Source organism: Pseudazoarcus sp. NS34 (assembly GCF_059703725.1).
The window spans coordinates 304509-324368 of sequence record NZ_BAAKIZ010000003.1; the positions used below are offsets into that span (position 1 = coordinate 304509).

A 19860-nucleotide genomic window follows, 5' to 3' on the forward strand; every position below is an offset into this window, starting at 1 on the left:
GAATGAGACTGAGAAAATACGCGGCGGCGAGAGGCCGGTCAACGCGCGATGGGACCTGGCGGGCCGGCCGTCGCGATTCGCTCGATCAGCCCACTGACAGCGGCTTCGCACAGATCCAGCACGTGCTCGAAGCCATTGCCGTCGCCATAGTAGGGATCGGGGACCTCTTCGGTCACAGCCTGCGGCGCGAATGCCATGAACATCCCTACACGCTCCCGCAAATGAGGCGGGCACATGCTGTGCATCTGCTGAAGATGCCCGTGGTCCATCGCCAGCAGGAGGTCAAAGCGCTCGAAATCCGCCAGTTCCAGGCGTCGGGCACGCAGGCTTGAGAGATCGTAGCCCCGCATCAGCGCCGCCTGCCGGGTGCGCGCATCAGGCGCCTCGCCAACGTGGTAGCCATGCGTGCCCGCGGAATCGAGCACCACTTCAGCGGCCAATCCGGCGTCGTCGAGCATGCGTCGCGCAATCCCCTCAGCCGTCGGCGACCGACAGATGTTGCCGGTACATACAAAGAGCACATGGAGGGGACGTGGGGCACTCATGCGTCCCCTCCTCCGTCATGCACGTCGGCACCGAAGGCGCGCTGACGCAGGCGGAACAGCTCGTCGCGCATGGCTGCAGCCTGCTCGAACTCGAGATTGCGCGCATGCACCTGCATGGCCTTCTCGAGCTTCTTGATCTCTTTCGCCAGCGCCTTCTCGTCGAGCAGCGCGTAGTCGATGCGTGCGCTGTCGGCGACGCGGCTGGCCTTCAAGTCATCACCCTCGCCGGCATACACGCCGTCGATGATGTCCTTGATGCGCTTGGAGACGCTGCGCGGCGTCACCCCATTGGCCTCATTGAAGGCAATCTGCTTGTTGCGGCGCCGCTCGGTCTCGTCCATCGCGGCCTTCATTGAGCGCGTGACACGGTCGCCGTACAGGATGGCCGTGCCGTGCAGGTGGCGCGCGGCGCGGCCGATGGTCTGGATCAGCGAGCGCTCGGACCGCAGAAAGCCTTCCTTGTCGGCATCCAGAATCGCCACCAGCGACACCTCGGGAATGTCCAGGCCCTCGCGCAGCAGGTTGATGCCGACCAGCACGTCGAATTCGCCCAGACGCAGGTCGCGGATGATCTCGACGCGCTCGACGGTGTCGATGTCCGAGTGCAGGTAGCGCACGCGGACGCCGTTCTCGCGGAAGTACTCGGTCAGATCCTCGGCGATGCGCTTGGTCAGCACGGTGACCAGCACCCGCTCCGACACCGCCACACGGCGCTTGATCTCGGAGAGCAGGTCGTCGACCTGGGTAGTCGCCGGGCGCACCTCAATGAGCGGGTCGACCAAGCCGGTCGGGCGCACGACCTGCTCGACCACCTGCCCCTGATGCTGTGCCTCGTAGTCCGACGGAGTCGCGGACACGAACACTGTCTGCGGCATCAGTCGCTCAAACTCGTCGAACTTGAGCGGCCGGTTGTCCACTGCCGATGGCAGGCGAAAGCCGTACTCGACCAGGTTTTCCTTGCGCGAACGGTCGCCCTTGTACATGCCGCCGATCTGCGGAATGGCCACGTGCGATTCGTCCACGAACAACAGTGCGTCCGAGGCCAGGTAGTCGATCAGCGTCGGCGGCGGGTCTCCGGAGGCGCGGCCGGAGAGATGGCGGGAGTAGTTCTCGATGCCCTTGCAGAAACCCATCTCAGCCAGCATCTCGAGATCGAACAGCGTGCGCTGCTCGATGCGCTGCGCCTCAACCAGCTTGCCGGAGCGGTGGAACTGCTCACGCCGTTCCTTCAACTCCTGCTTGATGCCCTCAACCGCCTTGAGCACCGTCGCACGCGGCGTCACATAGTGGCTCGACGGATACACCGTGAAGCGCGCGAGCTTGTGCTTGAGATGCCCGGTCAGCGGGTCAAACAGCGTCAGATGCTCGATCTCGTCATCGAACATCTCGATGCGCACGGCCAGCTCGGCGTTCTCGGCCGGAAAGACGTCGATCACGTCGCCGCGCACGCGAAAGCAGCCGCGCTGAAAATCCACGTCATTGCGCGTGTACTGCATGGCCACCAGACGCTCGATCAGGTCGCGATGCGCCATGCGCTCGCCCTCGCGCAGGTGCAGCACCATGGCGTGGTAGTCGGACGGATCACCGATACCGTAAATGCATGACACGGTCGCCACGATCACCACGTCGCGCCGCTCAAGCAGACTCTTGGTAGCCGACAAGCGCATCTGCTCGATGTGCTCGTTGATCGACGAGTCCTTCTCGATGAACAGATCGCGCGACGGCACATAGGCCTCGGGCTGGTAGTAGTCGTAGTAGCTGACGAAATACTCGACGGCATTCTCGGGAAAGAACTCGCGAAATTCCGCGTAAAGCTGCGCCGCCAGCGTCTTGTTCGGCGCCAGTACCAAGGCCGGCCGGCCGCTGCGCGCGATCACGTTGGCCATGGTGTAGGTCTTGCCCGAGCCGGTGACGCCGAGCAGGGTCTGAAACATCAGCCCGTCCCCGATGCCTTCAAGCAGCTTTTCGATGGCCGCAGGCTGGTCGCCAGCAGGCGCAAACGGCTGGTGCAGACGGAAGGGGCTACCCTCGAAGGTGATGACGCTGTCCGTGCCCGTTGGGCTTGTCATGGTAGACTCTTGCTCCTGTGCGCAGGCCGTAAAACGGCAATTCCGGGAGGAATCGCCAAGCGGCCCAGACCGCCGATTATTTCGCAATTTGCCGTTCAAAGCACGGTTCCATCGACCCCGGCACCATCAACGGGTTCCCGTCTTGCGGCACAAAACTCAAAGGGAACGGACATGTCAGCATCGATCTTCGCCAACGTCGAAATGGCTCCGCGCGACCCCATTCTGGGGCTGACCGAGGCCTTCAACGCCGATACGCGTACCGAGAAAGTTAACCTCGGTGTTGGCGTGTACCAGGACGACAACGGCAAGATTCCGCTGCTCGCTTGCGTCAAGGCCGCCGAGAAGGCCCGCGTCGAAGCCGGCCTGCCGCGCGGTTACCAGCCCATCGAAGGCGCAGCCGCCTACAACGGCGCAGTGCAGGGCCTGCTGTTCGGCACCGACTCCGAAGTGGTCAAATCCGGCCGTGTGGCCACCTTCGAGACCCTGGGCGGCACCGGCGCCCTGAAGGTCGGCGGTGACTACCTCAAGCAGCTGCTGCCGAACGCCACGATGTACATCTCCGATCCGAGCTGGGAAAACCACCGCCAGGTGTTTGAATCCATCGGCTTCAAGGTCGAAACCTATCCGTACTACGACGCCGCCACCCGCGGCGCGAACTTCCCCGCCATGAAGGCCAAGCTGGCCAGCCTGCCGGCCGGCTCCATCGTGCTGCTGCACGCCTGCTGCCACAACCCGACCGGCGCCGACATCACCGAAGCCCAATGGGGCGAAGTGGTCGAGGCCTGCCGCGCGCAGCAACTCGTGCCCTTCCTCGACATCGCCTACCAAGGCTTCGGTGACGGCCCCGAGGCCGACACTGCTGCCGTGCGCATGTTTGCCGACAGCGGCATGCAGTTCGTCGTTGCCAGCTCCTTCTCGAAGAACTTCTCGCTGTACGGCGAGCGCGTCGGCGCGCTGTCCATCGTCACCGAGAGCAAGGAAGAAGCCAGCCGCGTGCTGTCGCAGGTCAAGCGCGTGATCCGCACCAACTACTCCAACCCGCCGACCCACGGCGGCATCGTCGCTGCCGCCGTGCTCAACTCCCCCGAACTGCGCAAGCAGTGGGAAGAAGAACTCGCCGGCATGCGTGATCGCATCCGCGACATGCGCACCAGCCTGGTCGAGAAGCTCAAGGCCGCCGGCGTCGAGCAGGACTTCTCCTTCGTCATCGCCCAGCGCGGCATGTTCTCCTACACCGGCCTCACCAAAGACCAGGTGGAGCGTCTGCGTGAAGAGTTCGGCATCTACGCCGTCGGCACCGGCCGCATCTGCCTGGCCGCGCTGAACAGCCGCAACATCGACTACGTCGCCAAGGCGATCGCCGCAGTAGTTCAGTAAGCGACATCGTTTCTTGACCCCAAGGCGCGCGTTGCCTAGAATGCGCGCCTCTGTTCCCCGATAGCTCAGTTGGTAGAGCAACGGACTGTTAATCCGTGTGTCCCTGGTTCGAGCCCAGGTCGGGGAGCCAAACACCGTGTCACGCCGCTTGGCGCGACACTCGTAGCACCCGGAAGTACCTCTTTTTTCCTCGATAGCTCAGTTGGTAGAGCAACGGACTGTTAATCCGTGTGTCCCTGGTTCGAGCCCAGGTCGAGGAGCCAAAAATAAGCAAGACGCCGCCTCCGGGCGGCGTCTTGCTTTGCGCCTTGCCTGTTCGGGCTTGCGCCCCGAATGTTGGCCAAACCACGTCGGGCTGGCGATACGACGTGTGCTCACGCAGAATGCGCGTGGCCCGGCGTTGCCACTCACCCCATACAAGACACGGCGTCCCGGCAGTCCAGCCTCCTTTACCTTCGGGCCCGACCACACCATTGATGCTGAACCGATACGCACTCCGAAAGTACGCGGCCGCCTTGCGCACCGACCCGTTCCGCAAGTTGCGGCGACATCGGCTCCGTCGCGAGGACGAGCTGCGTGCCGGCTATCACGCGCTGCCGACGAGCAAAGAGCCGGACACCTTTGGCCTGTATCGCATCATCGGCAACGATCTTCCACCGCGGCACACGACGGGTCAAAGCGAGACCAATCTCCGTTTCATTCTCGAGAACGAGCCTCCGCTGGATCGGTGCGAGAAACGCTGGATCGTCAACCGCATTCACGACCCGGCCCGCGAGGAAGCTATCCTGCGACTGCTCGAGGAATTCGACCAAGCCTACGAGCACGTCCCGTTCATCGCTGGGGAGTATCAACAGATCGGCTTGGACCAGACGTGCTTGCCCTACCCCAACTATCTTGAAAGCCCAGCCTGTCGCCGCTTGACCGAGGATCAGCGCATACGCCTGACCCTTGCACTCAACCGCCTCAAGACCAACTACATCATGAACGTGAACGAGGCGCGAAATCTGGCGCTGCGCCTCGGCAAGAAGGACTTCAAGTGGGTGCTGCCTCTCGATGGCGGATGCTTCTTCACGCGCACCGCCTGGTCGGAGTTGGTCGAGGCCATTGTGCAGCGCCCGTGGTATCCATATTTTCTGGTGCCAATGTGTCGCGTCGGGCGCAACGGCCAATTGCTCGATGCCAGCTTCTACTCGCTGCCCATCGACGAGCCACAAGTAGCGTTCCGCTGCGACAGCTCGGAAACGTTCGATCCGGCGTTCACCTATGGCCGCCGCGATAAGCTCGAACTTTTCTGGCGCTTGGGCGTGCCCGGAACCTGGCAGGATCTGCGCGACGACCCGTGGGATCTGCGTCGCAACCGGATCTCACCGGACCAAGGAGCGTTTTCAGTAGCTGGCTGGACGTGTCGACTCGTCAGTGGACAGCGCCCTCCCGAAAGCGCGTCCCGTGCGCAAAGCGAGCGCTTCCGCATCCGTCAGCGGGCCATCCTCGCGATGATTGAACTCGCCGACGCCGATCTCGCCAAGGGCTGAACCCATGCAACTGATTCTCCACATCGGGATGCCCAAGACCGGCTCCACCGCCCTGCAGAACGCCCTGACGGCGATGAGTCCAGCCCTGCGCGAACGCGGCGTGCTGTTTCCGACGCCGAAGACGGGCTTCAACAATCACAATTTCCTGTGGCTGCTGACCGAAAACGCGGAACACCTGACGGGGATGTTCCGCTACAAAGCGCGCCAGAATTCCGGCTATTTGACGCAGACGATCCCGGCAGCATGGGCTTCAATATTGTCAGACGTGCAGCGATACAAGCCCCGCAAGCTGATCCTGTCCAGCGAGATGCTCTTCTACGCGCTCTCGCTCGATGACCGCGGCCTGCTGCGTGACAAGCTACGCAGCCTGTCCGACGATGTCGTAACGTTTGCCTACTTCCGCCAACCATCCCGCCACTATCTGTCGGTGACCCAGCAACACCTCAAGGATGCAGCCAATTTCAGCCCCCCAGCCCCGCTGCGTGTCAGACACTGCATTGAGGACTGGGAGCGCAGCATGGGCAACTCCGTCATCGCACTGCGCTACGATCGGGCCGCATTGCGCGACGGCGACATAACGACCGACTTTCTCTCCAGATGCCTTGAGCCGGAGGAGTACGCAGGTATCGATATTCCACACATCTCGGCCAACGAGACGCTCAGCGCGGAATCGATGGAGATCATTCAGGACTATCGGCGCGCCCTTTACCCCGACGATGACGACGAGCGCTTCGAGGACGGTATCGCACTGCGACGCGCGCTGACAGAAGTGGAGACTTCGGTCGTGCGGGCAGGTAAGCCCGAGCTGCATCCCGAGATAGCGGAGTACATCGACTACTCGAGTACCGAGTTGCTATGGCTACGTGAGCGTTACGGCCTGACGTTCCCCAACCTGGACTACGCACGCATCGCGGATCGACCTGCGCCGAAACTTCCCGAAAGCCCTCGCGTTTCGGACATCTGCCCCCTTGATCCGCACAAGAAGGACGTGCTGCACGCCCACGCAATCAAACGCATCCATGACAAGCTTGCGCACCGGCTGGAAAAGTACAAGCGCAAACGGCGCTCACTGCTCGGGCTGTTCCGTTGATGAGCGCGCCCTGGGCCTACAACTTCAGAAAGCGGCTGTCAGATATCACCGGCGCCCCCTTCCGGGCGCTGTACCGCCACCGCCACCGCCAGGATTCCTCACTGCGCGAGGAATACCGGAGTCTGGACATCAGCAACCAAGCCGACACCTACGGGCTCTACCGCATCCTCGGCAACGATCTGCCACCGCGACACCACGACGGGCAGACGCTGGAAAACCTGCGCTTCATCCTTGAGCACGAGCCCGTGCTGGAGCGTTGCGAGAAGCGCTGGATAATCAACCGCATCTACGACCCGCGGCGGCAGGAAGCCGTCGTGGCGTTACTCGAACGCTTCGGACAGCGCTATGAGCTAATCCCTTTTGATCTCGACGAGTACCGCAAAACCGAAGCGGATACTGCATGCCTTCCGTACGCGGACTACCTCGACAGCTGGGAGTACCGCAGGCTCGACGAACGTGCTCGCCTGCGGCTCGAACTCGCCCTGCTGCGCCCTCGAGTTCTCTATGCGATGAACATCAATGCGGCGCGCAATCTCGCATTGGACGACGGCAAACGCACGTTCAAGTGGATACTCCCGTGGGACGGTGCGACCTTTGTCACCCCCAACGCGTGGCATGACATTCGGAAGACGATCGAAGGGCGGCCACATTTCCGCTACTTTCTTGTGCCGCTGACGCGCGTCGAAGACAACCGCCAGCTTCTCAAGACGGACTTCTACCGGACGCCCCGGGACGAACCTCAGATGATCTTCCGCCGCGACAGCCGGGAAATCTTCGACCCCGAACTGCCGTACGGGAACCGCAATAAGATCGAGCTGTTTGCCCGCCTGCGCGTACCAGGACCTTGGCTCCAACTTACCGATGACCCCTGGGATTTGCCGCGCCGGCGGATGTCGCCCGAAGAAGGACAGTTCGCGTTCGCCGGATGGGTCGCACGACTCGCCAGCGGCGCGTCAATCCCCAGCGCCGAGCATCCTCGCCGACAAGACATGCGCAAGATTCATGACCTTCGCCTGCAGAGCATCCGCGCCATGATCGAGCACATCAACCAGGACGCAGGCTCGCTCGGGCCCGCCGCCCATCCAGCCCTCGGGTAAAGTGAGCCCCAACCTGGACTGCTTCACCTCCTGATGACACGACAACGCGAAGCAAAACCTCTCCCCTCGGACATGGCCCTGTTCCGGCGCTCAGCTTCGCTGCTGGTGCCCTACTGGCCGCTGTTCGTGCTCAGCATTGCCGGCTTCAGCCTGTATGCCTCGGGCCAGCCGGCGATGGCGTGGATCCTCAAGGGCTTCGTGGACGGCATCAACAACCCCGAGCAGGCCTTCGTGCTCGGCATGCCGATGCTTTACGGCTTCCCACTGATCCTCATCCTGGTCACCGTCTACCAGGGGGTCGGCTCGTTCATCGGCAGCTACACGCTCACGCGGGTGTCGCAGATGATCGGGCACCGCTTGCGCAAACAGCTTTTCCAGCACCTGTTGGCGCTGCCCGAGGAATACTTCGACTCGCACAAGAAGGGGCACATCCATACGCGCGTGACTGCCAACGTCGGCACAGTCGTCAGTTCGGTCACCGAATCCCTGCAGATCTTGTTCCGGGACGGTCTGACCGTCGTCGCGCTGCTCGCCTTCCTGATGTGGCAGGACTGGCGTCTGACCCTGACATTGTTCCTCGCCGCCCCATTCCTGCTGGTGCTGTCACGACACGGCGCAAAGCGCTTCCGCGCAATCAGCCGCGACATCCAGAAGGCTATGGGCAACGTCACCCAGGTGCTGACCGAAGTGGTGGGCGCGCATCGCACGGTGCGCAGCTTTGACGCCTCGGAGCAGGAGTACCAACGCTTCCGCCGGACACTCAAGGAAAACATGGCGCGCCAGCTGCGGCTGGTGAAGATCGGCGCGGTGTTCACCCCCATCGTTCAGCTCATCACTGCAGTCGCCCTCGCTGGCGTGATGTTTCTGGTGCTCTATTTCCGCACTGACGCCACCGCCGGCGACCTGATCGCTTACATCACCGCCGCGGCGCTGCTGCCCAAACCAATGCGCCACCTCTCCGAACTGAGCGTGAACCTGCAGCGCGGACTGGCGGCGGCCGAGAATGTTTTCGGCTTCTTCAACGTTGCCACCGAGGGCGAAGGGGGACCGCATCGCGTCGAGCGGGTCGCGGGATCGATCCGCGTCGACAACCTCGACTTCTCCTACGCCACCTCGACGTCGCCGGTGCTACAGGGCGTATCGTTTGAAATCCCTCCCGGCCAGACGTGCGCCCTGGTAGGTCGCTCCGGTAGCGGCAAATCAACTCTGGCGACCCTGCTCCCGCGCTATTACAGCTGCGCCGATAGCCAGATCTTCGTCGACGGCATCGACATCAACCAGTACAACCTGAAAGACCTGCGCCGCCAGATTGCAGTGGTGTCCCAGGAGGTCCAGCTCTTCAACGACACCATCCACAACAACATCGCGTATGGCGAACTGGCTGACGCCACGCCGGAGGCTGTCGCAGCCGCAGCACAGGCAGCACATATCGCGGAGTTCATCGAAAGCCTAGAGCACGGCTACCAGACGGTCATCGGCGCGCACGGCACGCAACTCTCGGGCGGCCAGCGCCAACGCATCGCCATCGCCCGCGCCTTCCTAAAGGATGCCCCCATCCTGATCCTCGACGAAGCCACTTCGGCGCTCGACAACACTACCGAACGCGCCATCCAGCAAGCGCTGAATGAACTGCGTGAAGGACGCACGACCATGATCATCTCGCACCGACTGTCATCGGTCATGGATGCGCAGCAGATCCTCGTTCTCGAAGATGGCCGCATCGTGGAACGCGGCACGCACGACGCATTGCTGCAGACCGACGGTGCCTACGCCACGTTGTTCCGGCGCGAGGGCGCCGAAGGCGAAGCGCCCCTCTGAGATGGAACGGATACGGCCACCCGCAGGTGGCCGTATCCGCAACACAAACATTCAGCAAGACTCAGTGGAACTGCTCCTCCTCAGTCGAGCCCGTCAGCGCCGTCACGCTGGACTTGCCCCCCTGAATCACCGTCGTCACATCGTCAAAGTACCCGGTGCCGACTTCCTGCTGGTGTGACGCGAAAGTGTAGCCGTGTTCGCGCGCGGCGAATTCCGGCTCCTGCACTTTCTCGACGTAGGCCGTCATGCCACGACGGGCGTAGTCGTGTGCCAGGTCGAACGCGTTGAACCACATCGAGTGGATTCCGGCCAGCGTGATGAACTGGTACTTGTAGCCCATCGCGCCCAGTTCGCGTTGGAACTTGGCGATGGTCGCGTCGTCGAGGTTCTTCTTCCAGTTGAACGACGGCGAGCAGTTGTAGGCCAGCATCTTGCCCGGATGCACGCGCTGCACGGCTTCGGCGAAGCGCTTGGCGAAGTCGAGATCCGGCGTACCGGTCTCGCACCACACCATGTCGGCGTACTCGGCGTAGGCCACGGCGCGCGACACGGCCTGATCAAAGCCCTTGTAGGTGCGGTAGAAGCCTTCCGGCGTGCGCTCACCGGTGATGAAGGGCTTGTCGTTCTCGTCGTGGTCGCTCGTCACCAGATCCGCCGCTTCGGCGTCGGTGCGGGCAATCACCAAAGTCGGAACACCCATCACGTCGGCGGCCAGGCGCGCGGCAATCAGCTTCTGATTGGATTCATTGGTCGGCAGCAGCACCTTGCCGCCCAGGTGGCCGCATTTCTTCACGGATGAAAGCTGGTCTTCCCAGTGCACCCCGGCCGCACCGGCGCGGATCATGGCCTTCATCAGCTCGAAGGCGTTGAGCACACCGCCGAAACCGGCTTCAGCATCGGCCACGATCGGTGCGAAGTAATCAACATGGCCCGCATCGCCCGGATTCAAGCCCTTGCTCCACTGGATCTGATCGGCCCGCTGGAAGGTGTTGTTGATGGCCTCGACCACCTGCGGCACGGAATTGACCGGATACAGCGACTGATCCGGATACATCGCGCCATAGGTGTTGTTGTCGGCCGCCACCTGCCAGCCGGACAGATAGATGGCCTTCACACCGGCCTTCACCTGCTGCATGGCCTGTCCGCCGGTGAGCGAGCCGAGGCAGTTCACATACGGCGTCTCGGTGACGAGCTTCCACAGCTTCTCGGCGCCAACGCGCGCGAGGGTGCTTTCAGGCTGGATCGAGCCGCGCAGGCGCACGACGTCTTCGGCCGAATACGGGCGCTTGATGCCCTTCCAGCGGGGGTTGGTTGCCCAGTCATGCTTCAGGGCGGCGATCTGCTGCTCTCGGGTCGTGGTCATGGCGTACTCCATCAGGCCGGTTGTGGATCACGAAGGCCGCCGCGCCGCTGACCTGGTCACGCTCGCACGGTCTTGCCTCCTGCCCCCGCCGTCGGCATCCAAACCGGCAGCGCGTGTGAAACAGTATAGGCATCATGCCGCGCCGCAACAATAACTCTTATATAAGACATAAGATTTATCTTTTCTTTTATTTTCATGATGTTGCTCGAACTATTTTGCATTGCAAAATAGCATTCGACTTCATGGAATGAAACTCTCCCGCGCCGCGGAAGAAACCAATCGCCGAAACGCGGCCATCGCCCGGCCGCCCTTGCTACTTTTCGGACCAGTCGTCGGTCGACGTGGTCACGATGCGAATCGGCTCAATCAGCGTGCGATGCACCGGGCACTTGTCGGCAATTTCCATCAGGCGCTGACGCTGCTCATCGTCAAGATCACCCGTGATACGAATCTCGCGCGTGATCTCGGTGATCTGCCCGCTCTTGTCTTCACACGCCTCGCAGTCCGCCGCATGTACGCGGCGCTGGCGCAGATTCACCGTCACGTCATCCAGCGCCAACTTCTTGCGGCGTGCGTACATGCGCAGCGTCATCGCCGTGCACGCACCCAGCCCCGCCAACAGGTAGTCATAGGGCGACGGCCCCAGATCCGCCCCACCCATGGCCTTCGGCTCATCGGCAGTCTGCGTGTGGCTGCCTGCCCGTACCGTGCAAGTAAAGCCATCCGGATCGACTTGCGAAACCAACACCACGCCCGCCTCCAGCGCCTCCTGCTCCGCCACCGCAGGCAGATAGCGCTCGGCCCACACCGCAATCACGCGTGCCACATAACTCGCGTCCGCATGCTTGCGCAGCAGGTGATCGGCCGTATCGAGCGATACGAAACTCTTCGGATGCAGCGCCGCCTCGTAGATACGGCGAGCCTGATCGACGTTCACGATCTCGTCGCGCGGGGAATGCATCACCAGTAGCGCCCGCCCCAGGTGCGACACCCGGTCGCGGATGCGCGTGGCTTCCAGGTCGTCCAGGAAGTCGCTGGTAATCGTAAACGGCCGCCCGCCCAGATCGACCTCCAGCGCACCCTGCGCGCGGATCGCCTCTTCGTGCCCGTCGAACAGATGCTTCACATGCACCGGCTCGGCCGGCGCACCAACGGTCACCACCGCCTTCGCTTCAGCAATGTGCTCAGCTGCCGCCAGCACCGCCGCCCCGCCCAGGCTGTGCCCCACCAATACCGTCGGCGCCTGATAGTGCTCGCGCAGATGCTCTGCGGCACAAACCAGATCGGCCACGTTCGAGCTGAAGCTGGTGTTGGCAAACTCGCCTTCACTCGCCCCCAACCCGGTGAAGTCGAAGCGCAGCACCGCCAGCCCGCTCTCCACCAGACCGGCGCTGATACGCGAAGCCGCGAAGATGTCCTTTCCGCAGGTAAAGCAATGCGCAAACAGCACCCACCCACGCGGCACCCCGGCCGGCAAGTCCAGCCGCGCCGCCAACAGGCTTCCGTCGTGGCCGGGGAATTCGAGTTTCAGCGATTTCATGTCGTCACCTCGTGATGGGCCCCATCCGGACCAGATTCACCTGCAGCAGAAAACTTCTCCTTGACCAAGCGCGCACAACACCGACCCGCGGTGGGCAACGCAGACAGCAACTCACACCATAGCGCGCGCGTGTTTCCGAAAACGCACTTTCCGGAGCGGCGAGGACATCACGGCGCTATCCTTTGCGCTCCCAGCCTCGGAGGCGACCATGCAGCCAAACGCCGGCAAGTTCGAACGTATCCTCGAATCCACCATCTTCGCCAGCCGCTGGCTGCTCGCACCGTTTTTCATCGGCCTGATCCTGGCCATCGGCGTGCTGCTGATCAAGTTCGCCAAGGAACTGATCGCGCTGTTCGGCGGGGCACTCGGCATCATCGAGCACGACACGGTGATTTCCATCCTCACCCTGGTCGACACCGCCCTCATCGCGGTCTTGTTGCTCATCATCGTATTCAGCGGTTACGAGAACTTCGTGTCGAAGCTGGCCATCGGCAACCACGAAGACCGCCCGGCCTGGATGGGCAAGGTCGGCTTCGCCGACCTCAAGATGAAACTCATCAGCGCCATCGTCGCCATCTCGGCCGTCGAATTGCTGAAAGCCTTCCTGGTGAGCACCACGCTGACCAGCGACCAACTGATGTGGAAGGTGCTGATTCACCTGACGTTTGTGGTGTCGGGGTTGTTGTTTGCGGTGTCGGACTGGATTAGTGAAAGCAGGAAGCAGAAGTAGTGACCTCCCGAAACTCCTTAAATTAGCTCTCGTTGGCAAAGTTTGTTTCCGTGACTATTTCTTGGATTCGCAGATTTCAATATGACGACACAAGCAAACAATAGTGCCCACGAAGAGCTTCGGGAATTGGAGTTCGCAAAATTTGTTGAAGCGGTAGGCACCGAAACTGATCCTGTGATGCTTATTCTGCGAGCTCATCTATTTAGCGAGAATCTGTTGGAACGCCTTATTCGACTGAACTTGCCACGAGGCGACAAGATTATTGAAGGAAGTTCTCTTTCGTACGCTCAGAAGCTCCTATTGGTTGAAGCTTTGGATCAACTTCCAGATTCAATTGCGTCAAGCCTTCGCGGCTTAAACAAGGTTAGAAATCAGTGCGCGCATCAACTCGGTCGTGCGATCTCTGAAGCCGATGTCGTCCGAATTGGCAGTCCGTTGGGGAGTGACTTCACACGACATCACAGAAATGCAAAATACGACCCCCAGAAAACCCTCAAGCTTGTTATTGCATACGTCATCGGAAAGTTGACCAGAATTTGTCACGATTCGGAGGACGAACAGTTGCCGGACGATGCAACTCACGCAGGCCCCAATCCCTAAGGCGCTCGTGGGCAGTGCTCATCACGTCGCATGCTCGGGGCACGTATCTCCAACCTCACCCCACTGGCAACGCCCCCCGATCCACCACCCTGCGCATCACGAAGCTCGAATGCACCCCCGTCACGCCCTCGATGCGGGTGACGCGGTTGAGCAGCAGGTTCTGGTAGTCGTCCATGTCGGTGACGACCGCCTTCAACTGGTAATCGGCCTGTTGCCCGGTGATGAGCAGGCATTCAACGATGTTGGGGATTTCGGCGATGCGCGCTTCAAAATTGGCGAAGCGCTCGGGCGTGTGCTTGTCCATGCTGATGTGGATCAGCGCCATCAGTGACAGACCCAGCGCCTTGGGGTCGAGCACGGCACGGTAGCCTGTGATCAGGCCTGATTCTTCCAGCGCGCGCACGCGGCGCAGGCAGGGTGAGGGCGACAGGCCGATGCGGTCGGCCAGATCCTGGTTGCTGATGCGGCCGTCCTGCTGAAGGGTTTCGAGAATGGCGCGGTCGTAGCGGTCGAGATTCATGTTTGTGCGGCCTGAATGGGCTGTATGAGCACGTTATACGACATCATTTTACTTTCGCGCAACATTCTGCCAATCAACCCCCGAATCACCACCGAGTTCGCAAGCTCATGCCGGCAGCGCAGGCGTAGACTTCTCCCATCGAAGTGACGGCCATGCCCGCGGCGGATCGAGACCCGACATACCGCGCACCGCCACCCGGCCACAAGCCAGGGGCGACAGGCAGAGCGAAGCGCCACACGCGTTTTCGTCCCCTGCCCGGCTGCCCGGCACTCTCCTTACATAGCTAAAGCGAGCGCGAACATGTTGAGAGACCCGTCCACCAAGTACCACGCCTACCCGCCGGTCAATCTCCCCGACCGTACCTGGCCGACCAAGACGATCACCCATCCGCCGATCTGGATGAGTACCGATCTGCGCGACGGCAACCAGGCCCTCTTCGAGCCGATGAACGGCGAGAAGAAGCTGCGCATGTTCAAGATGCTGTGCGAGATCGGCCTCAAGGAAATCGAGGTCGCTTTCCCGTCGGCCTCGCAGACCGAGTTCGACTTCGTGCGCAAGCTCATCGACGAAGGCCACATCCCCGAGGACGTGACCATCGAAGGCCTCACGCAGGCGCGCGAGCCGCTCATCCGCCGCACCATCGACTCGCTTGCCGGCGCGCGCCGCGCCATCGTGCACGTCTACAACGCCACGTCGGACCAGTTCCGCGAAGTCGTGTTCGGCTTCAGCCGCGAAGAGGTCAAGGCCATGGCGGTGGACGCGGTCAAGCTCATCAAGGAGCTCACCGCGCAGCACCCGGAAACCGAGTGGGTGTTGCAGTACAGCCCCGAGACCTTCAGCGACACCGAACTCGAGTTCGCCAAGGAAGTGGTCGATGCGGTTACCGCGGCCTGGGGCGCCACGCCGGACAACAAGGTCATCATCAACCTGCCCGCCTCGGTGGAAGTGGCCACGCCCAACATCTACGCCGACAAGGTCGAGTGGATGCACCGCAACCTCGCCCGTCGCGACAGCGTGATCCTCAGCCTGCACCCGCACAACGACCGCGGCACGGCCGTGGCCGCGGCCGAGCTGGGCATCATGGCCGGCGCCGACCGCGTGGAAGGCTGCCTCTTCGGCAACGGCGAGCGCACCGGCAACGTCGACCTCGTCACCTTGTCGATGAACCTCTACACCCAGGGCATCTGGCCGGGGCTGGATTTCTCCGACATCAACACCATCGCGCGCACGGCCGAGCACTGCACGCAGTTGCCGGTGCATCCGCGCCATCCGTGGGTGGGTGATCTGGTCTACACGGCTTTCTCCGGCTCGCACCAGGACGCCATCAAGAAGGGCTTCGCCAAGCAGAAGCCGGACGCCAAGTGGAACGTGCCCTACATGCCGATGGACCCGGCCGACGTGGGCCGCAGCTACGACTCGGTGATCCGCGTGAACAGCCAGTCCGGCAAGGGCGGCATCGCCTTCCTGCTCGAAGCCGAGTACGGCATGGTCATGCCGCGCCGTCTGCAGGTGGAATTCTCGGCGGAAGTGCAGCGCGTGACCGACACCGAAGGCGGCGAGATGACGGCCGGGTCGATCTGGAAGCTGTTCAACCAGACCTACATCGACACTGCCAGCCCCGTGCGCTACGTCGAGCACCACCTGTTCGAGCAGGGCAAGGTGCAGGGCATTCGCATCACGGTGGAGAAGGACGGCGTCACGCACATGCTCACCGGCGAGGGCAACGGCCCCATCGACGCCGCCGTGCATGCGCTGCGTGCGCAAGGCTTCGCGATTGACGTGCGCAGCTTCGAGGAGCGCTCGATGCCGTCGGTGGGCGAAGGCAGCCACGCCCAGGCCTGCGCCTTCATCGAAGTGACGGCGCCCGGCGTGGCCGGCGACCGCTACGGTGTGGGCATCGACCCCAACATCGTCACGGCCTCGATCAAGGCACTGATCAGCGGCGTGAACCGCGTCAGCGGCCACAGCGTGGGCGAAGCCAAGGCGGCTTGAAACTGAACGGCTGAAAATGGAAAAGGGCGACGGTGCAAACCGTCGCCCTTTTCATTTGCCCGACTGAGTGAGCGCCGCTGCCAGTGCGCGGGCTTCACGCTCCAGCGCTTCATCGGGGCCGGACACCTGCGCCGCCACCGTCAGCCCCTCCCCCAGCAGGAATATCTGCATGGCGGTTGATTCCGGCGCGGCCAGCCCCGCCTCGCGGCACACACCCACGAGGTAGTCACGCAGCAGGCGCTTGTGCTCGGCGGCGATGCCATGCGCGGCATCCGATGCAGCCGGAAACTCGGCGGCAGCATTGATGAAGGCGCAGCCGTGAAAGCCGGGCTCGCGAGTCCATTCGATGACGAACTCCACGTACGCCGCCGGCCGGGCCGGCACCGGCTCGGCCTCCACGCGCGTGCGCATCTTCAACAGGAACTGCTCGTCGCGATGACGCAGCGCGGCCTGCACCAGCTCTTCCTTGGTCGGGAAATAACGGTACAGGGTGCGTTTGGTGACGTTGCCCTCGCGACTGAGCTGGTCGACGCCGGTAGCGTGAAAGCCCTGTCGATAGAACAAGTCAAAGGCGCTCTGGACGAGATCTTCGCGTTTTTTCATGGGCCGAGTATGGCGCGCGCACCAAAAAAAGTACACCGATCGGTTTACTTTGTATACCGATCAGTCTACCTTCCGCTCGTGGCCACCTTCGGCCCTTATCCGGCACATCGCCTCTGGAGATCATCATGTCCGACGCCTCCCGTACCTCAGCCCCGACGCCCTCCACAACCGTCACGCTGCCACCCGCCCCACCGGTGCGCTTCCTCATCATCTCGACCCTTGGCGCCATTCTCGCCATCGCCATCACCGGCTGGCTTACCGAGGCCTCCGGCTACGTGTGGCAAATGGCGCCGTTCGGCGCGACCTGCGTACTCGCCTTCGGCCTGCCGGACAGCCCGCTGGCACAGCCGCGCCACATCCTCGGCGGTCATCTGGTCGCCACGGCCTTTGGTCTGCTCGCCCTGTGGCTGATCGGTGACGGCTGGCTCAGCATGGCGCTTGCCACCGGGCTCTCGCTGGGCGCGATGCAGGCGCTGCGCGTGGTCCACCCGCCGGCGGGCGCCAACCCGATGGTGGTCATTGCCAGCCACGCAACGCCGGATTTCCTGCTCACGCCGGTGCTGCTCGGCTCGCTCGCGATCATTGCGGTGGCTCTGGTGGTGAACAACCTACGCAAGCGCGGCAGTTATCCGCGCTACTGGGTGTAAGCACTTCCTACGCCGCGGAACCCGGACGGAGCGATGCGCCTCCGACCTGCATGATTAATGTCGTCGTCAAACTGCTGAACTGGTTCTTCAACTCGTTTGAGCGCCGCTTTCGTCTGCATCTGGGACGAAAGCCCGCGCCCAGAGGCCGGACCTGCCCGAACTGCGACGGCTCCGGCCTGCTCAGCGACACGGGAGATGTGTGCCCCGCCTGCAATGGCAGCGGGCGGGTGGAGGCCTGAGAAGCGCGGCCGCTCAGTCCGCGACGGTGCGCACCGGAAATTCCACAGTCACGCATAGTCCGCCCAGCGGCGAAGCACCGAATGCAAGGCGGCCGCCGTGCAATTCGACGACCCGCCGGGCGATCGACAACCCCAGGCCGGCGCCGCCATCGTCATCCAGTCGGCAGAAACGCTCGGCAAGACGCGCCCTGTCCGCTTCCGGCACACCGGGACCATCGTCTTCAACGCACAAACGCAATGCCCCATCCACCCGCTCCAGACCGACACGCACCCGCCCGCCCTGAGGCGCATGGCGAATGGCGTTGCCGACGAGGTTGCGCAGCAGCGTGCCGATACCGGCTGCATCGCACTCCATGCGCAGATCGAGCACTTCACCGCCGGAATAGGCAATGTCCTGTCCGCGCGCCAGAGCCAGCGGCGTCAGCTCTGCCAACTCTTCGCGCACCAGCGCGCCAACATCGTGCCATCCCCGCTCCAGGCCAACCGCCCCTGGCTCCAGCCGGGCCAAGGTCAGCAACTGTTCGACCACCCGCGTAGCGCGCTCGACGCCTCCGCCGAGCGCGCGCAGGGACTGCTCACGATCCGCCGGGTCCGCCGCCTCGACGGCGTTCTGCGCCTGGATGCGCAGCACGGCCAGTGGCGTACGCAGCTCGTGCGCGGCATCGGCGAGAAAGCGCTTCTCGCGCTCGAGCACGGCATCGACCTGCGCCAGCAAGCGGTTGAGCGCGGCAATCACGGGTTCCAGTTCGGCGGGCAGAGGCGCCATCGACATCGGCGCCAGATTGTCTGCGTCGCGCGAGCGAATGGTGGCAACCATGCGCTGCAGCGGCGCAAGCCCCCAACTGATCGCGAGCCACACCAGCAAGGCAATCAGCGGCAGGCCGACCGCATCCGGCAACAGGCTGCGCAAGGTAATGCTGCCGATCAGTTCGCCGCGCACATCGTCCCGTTCGGCGACGACCACCCAGCGCACAGCGCCATCACTGTCTCCGCCGAGCACGAATACGCGCCAGCCATGGCCAGCCGCGCGCACGTTGTGGTAACCGGGCAGCCGCTGCGCGCCATCTGCAGGCGGAAGCAGCCCGGCCAAGCCGGCAGGCGTACTGGCCGATTCGAGCAACACCTGACCTGTACCGTCGAGCAGCAGGAATGCAAGTTTGGTCTCGTAGCGGTGTCCATCTTCGGCGCTGCCGCTGCGCGCGATCGCCGCGTCGAGTGCGCCCTGCACGGCCTGGCGGCGCTGCGGATCGAGTCCGGCGTCGACCATACCGAGGATCAGGCGGGCGCTGCGCGCCAATTGGGCGTCGAACAACTCTTCGGTTTCATGCAGGGCGTCGATGTAACCCTTGGCCGACAGCAATGTCATGGCCACGGCGAGCAAGCCGAGCACCGAGAACATCACCCTCGACCGGATGGAACGCCTCATGCCTTGTCCGCCAGATAGCCCACACCGCGAACGGTGCGAATCAGTTCCGGGAAGAACTTTCGCCGCAGGTGGTGCACATGCACTTCGAGGGCATTGCTCTCGACATCCTCGTCCCAGCCGTACAGCACCTGCTGCAGCTTGTCGCGCGTGAACACCCGCCCCGGCTGGCTTAGCAGCTCGTGCAGCAGCAGGAATTCCTTGCGCGTCAGCGACACCGGCTTGTCGTCGAGTGTGACGGTCTGCGTGGCCGGATCGAGCGAGATGTTGCGATACGCCAGCTCCGGTTGCGGTCGGTTGAAACTGCGCCGCAACAGGGCCCGCAGCCGTGCTTTCAGTTCGGCAACGTCAAACGGCTTGATCAGGTAGTCGTCAGCGCCGGCATCCAGCCCGGCAATGCGGTCGGACGTGGCGTCACGGGCGGTCAGCACCAGCACCGGCAGCGGATTGCCGGCCGCGCGCAAGGCGCGCAGCACCTCAAGCCCGTCCATGCGCGGCAGGCCGAGATCAAGGATGGCGATGTCGAAGCTCTCGTTGGACAGGGCATGCAGCGCACTGCGGCCATCCTGCAACCAATCGACGGTGTAGCGCTCGGGCTTGAGCGCCACCCGAATTCCCTCGCCCAGATCCGCGTCATCCTCGACCAGCAGTACCCGCATTCCCCTTCCTCTGGCT

General features: G+C 63.0%; 19 protein-coding genes and 2 tRNA genes. 12 read left to right on the forward strand and 9 right to left on the reverse strand.

Annotated features, from left to right (window positions below):
- Window positions 1-38 precede the first annotated feature (38 nt).
- Together AC6H0N_RS11585 and uvrB are read right to left on the reverse strand one after the other, a co-directional pair.
- Entirely contained in the window at window positions 39-545 is a 507-nt protein-coding gene (locus AC6H0N_RS11585; protein ID WP_497574266.1) for a low molecular weight protein-tyrosine-phosphatase, read from the reverse strand.
- Window positions 542-2614, reverse strand: coding sequence for an excinuclease ABC subunit UvrB (gene uvrB, locus AC6H0N_RS11590; RefSeq protein ID WP_497574267.1), 2073 nt, complete (start codon window positions 2612-2614; stop codon window positions 542-544). The genes AC6H0N_RS11585 and uvrB overlap by 4 nt, the downstream gene beginning before the upstream one ends.
- 171 nt (window positions 2615-2785) lie before the next feature.
- Between uvrB and AC6H0N_RS11595 the strand changes: the two genes are divergently transcribed.
- The 7 genes from AC6H0N_RS11595 (at window position 2786) to msbA (ending at window position 9528) form a co-directional block, all read left to right on the forward strand.
- Window positions 2786-3991, forward strand: a complete 1206-nt coding sequence (locus AC6H0N_RS11595) for an amino acid aminotransferase (RefSeq protein ID WP_497574268.1) — start codon at window positions 2786-2788, stop codon at window positions 3989-3991.
- A gap of 54 nt (window positions 3992-4045) precedes the next feature.
- Window positions 4046-4121: transfer RNA gene (locus AC6H0N_RS11600), tRNA-Asn, on the forward strand.
- A gap of 57 nt (window positions 4122-4178) precedes the next feature.
- Window positions 4179-4254: transfer RNA gene (locus AC6H0N_RS11605), tRNA-Asn, on the forward strand.
- A gap of 213 nt (window positions 4255-4467) precedes the next feature.
- Complete coding sequence (locus AC6H0N_RS11610; protein ID WP_497574269.1) at window positions 4468-5523, forward strand: hypothetical protein; 1056 nt, start codon at window positions 4468-4470, stop codon at window positions 5521-5523.
- A 4-nt stretch (window positions 5524-5527) separates the two neighbouring features.
- A complete protein-coding gene (locus AC6H0N_RS11615) occupies window positions 5528-6613 on the forward strand; it encodes a hypothetical protein (protein ID WP_497574270.1) in 1086 nt (361 codons plus the stop codon).
- Entirely contained in the window at window positions 6613-7710 is a 1098-nt protein-coding gene (locus AC6H0N_RS11620) for a hypothetical protein (protein WP_497574271.1), read from the forward strand. The genes AC6H0N_RS11615 and AC6H0N_RS11620 overlap by 1 nt, the downstream gene beginning before the upstream one ends.
- Window positions 7711-7743: 33 nt before the next feature.
- The gene (gene msbA, locus AC6H0N_RS11625; RefSeq protein WP_497574272.1) at window positions 7744-9528 is read left to right on the forward strand and encodes a lipid A export permease/ATP-binding protein MsbA; all 1785 of its coding nucleotides are present in this window, start codon (window positions 7744-7746) and stop codon (window positions 9526-9528) included.
- Window positions 9529-9589: 61 nt separating this feature from the next.
- On the opposite strand, the gene aceA is transcribed toward msbA, so the two are convergent.
- The 3 genes from aceA to AC6H0N_RS11640 all read right to left on the reverse strand — a co-directional run bounded on the left by aceA (window position 9590) and on the right by AC6H0N_RS11640 (window position 12431).
- Entirely contained in the window at window positions 9590-10891 is a 1302-nt protein-coding gene (aceA, locus tag AC6H0N_RS11630; RefSeq protein ID WP_497574273.1) for an isocitrate lyase, read from the reverse strand.
- A 56-nt stretch (window positions 10892-10947) separates the two neighbouring features.
- Window positions 10948-11088 (reverse strand): hypothetical protein, encoded by a 141-nt coding sequence (locus AC6H0N_RS11635; RefSeq protein WP_497574274.1) that lies wholly within the window; start codon window positions 11086-11088, stop codon window positions 10948-10950.
- 116 nt (window positions 11089-11204) lie between these two features.
- A complete protein-coding gene (locus AC6H0N_RS11640) occupies window positions 11205-12431 on the reverse strand; it encodes a bifunctional alpha/beta hydrolase/OsmC family protein (RefSeq protein ID WP_497574275.1) in 1227 nt (408 codons plus the stop codon).
- Window positions 12432-12639: 208 nt separating this feature from the next.
- Here AC6H0N_RS11640 and AC6H0N_RS11645 point away from each other — a divergent pair, with 208 nt between their 5' ends.
- Complete coding sequence (locus AC6H0N_RS11645) at window positions 12640-13161, forward strand: TIGR00645 family protein (RefSeq protein WP_497574276.1); 522 nt, start codon at window positions 12640-12642, stop codon at window positions 13159-13161.
- An 81-nt stretch (window positions 13162-13242) separates the two neighbouring features.
- The gene (locus AC6H0N_RS11650; protein WP_497574277.1) at window positions 13243-13761 is read left to right on the forward strand and encodes a hypothetical protein; all 519 of its coding nucleotides are present in this window, start codon (window positions 13243-13245) and stop codon (window positions 13759-13761) included.
- A gap of 55 nt (window positions 13762-13816) precedes the next feature.
- Here the strand turns inward: AC6H0N_RS11650 and AC6H0N_RS11655 are convergent, their stop codons facing one another.
- The gene (locus AC6H0N_RS11655; protein ID WP_497574278.1) at window positions 13817-14281 is read right to left on the reverse strand and encodes an Lrp/AsnC family transcriptional regulator; all 465 of its coding nucleotides are present in this window, start codon (window positions 14279-14281) and stop codon (window positions 13817-13819) included.
- Window positions 14282-14581: 300 nt separating this feature from the next.
- On the opposite strand from AC6H0N_RS11655, the gene leuA reads away from it, so the two are divergent.
- Window positions 14582-16273: a 2-isopropylmalate synthase gene (gene leuA, locus AC6H0N_RS11660; RefSeq protein WP_497574279.1), complete on the forward strand. Its 1692-nt coding sequence runs from the start codon at window positions 14582-14584 to the stop codon at window positions 16271-16273.
- Between the two features lie 51 nt (window positions 16274-16324).
- Here leuA and AC6H0N_RS11665 read toward each other — a convergent pair whose 3' ends face one another.
- Complete coding sequence (locus AC6H0N_RS11665; RefSeq protein WP_497574280.1) at window positions 16325-16876, reverse strand: TetR/AcrR family transcriptional regulator; 552 nt, start codon at window positions 16874-16876, stop codon at window positions 16325-16327.
- Window positions 16877-17001: 125 nt separating this feature from the next.
- Here AC6H0N_RS11665 and AC6H0N_RS11670 point away from each other — a divergent pair, with 125 nt between their 5' ends.
- Both AC6H0N_RS11670 and AC6H0N_RS11675 read left to right on the forward strand, forming a co-directional pair.
- A complete protein-coding gene (locus tag AC6H0N_RS11670) occupies window positions 17002-17523 on the forward strand; it encodes an HPP family protein (protein WP_497574281.1) in 522 nt (173 codons plus the stop codon).
- A gap of 50 nt (window positions 17524-17573) precedes the next feature.
- Window positions 17574-17762: a hypothetical protein gene (locus AC6H0N_RS11675; protein ID WP_497574282.1), complete on the forward strand. Its 189-nt coding sequence runs from the start codon at window positions 17574-17576 to the stop codon at window positions 17760-17762.
- 13 nt (window positions 17763-17775) lie between these two features.
- Here AC6H0N_RS11675 and AC6H0N_RS11680 read toward each other — a convergent pair whose 3' ends face one another.
- Together AC6H0N_RS11680 and AC6H0N_RS11685 are read right to left on the reverse strand one after the other, a co-directional pair.
- Window positions 17776-19188: an ATP-binding protein gene (locus tag AC6H0N_RS11680; protein WP_497574283.1), complete on the reverse strand. Its 1413-nt coding sequence runs from the start codon at window positions 19186-19188 to the stop codon at window positions 17776-17778.
- Window positions 19185-19844 carry a response regulator gene (locus AC6H0N_RS11685; protein WP_497574284.1) on the reverse strand — a complete coding sequence of 220 codons (660 nt, stop codon included), beginning with the start codon at window positions 19842-19844 and terminating at the stop codon, window positions 19185-19187. The genes AC6H0N_RS11680 and AC6H0N_RS11685 overlap by 4 nt, the downstream gene beginning before the upstream one ends.
- Window positions 19845-19860: the final 16 nt, after the last annotated feature.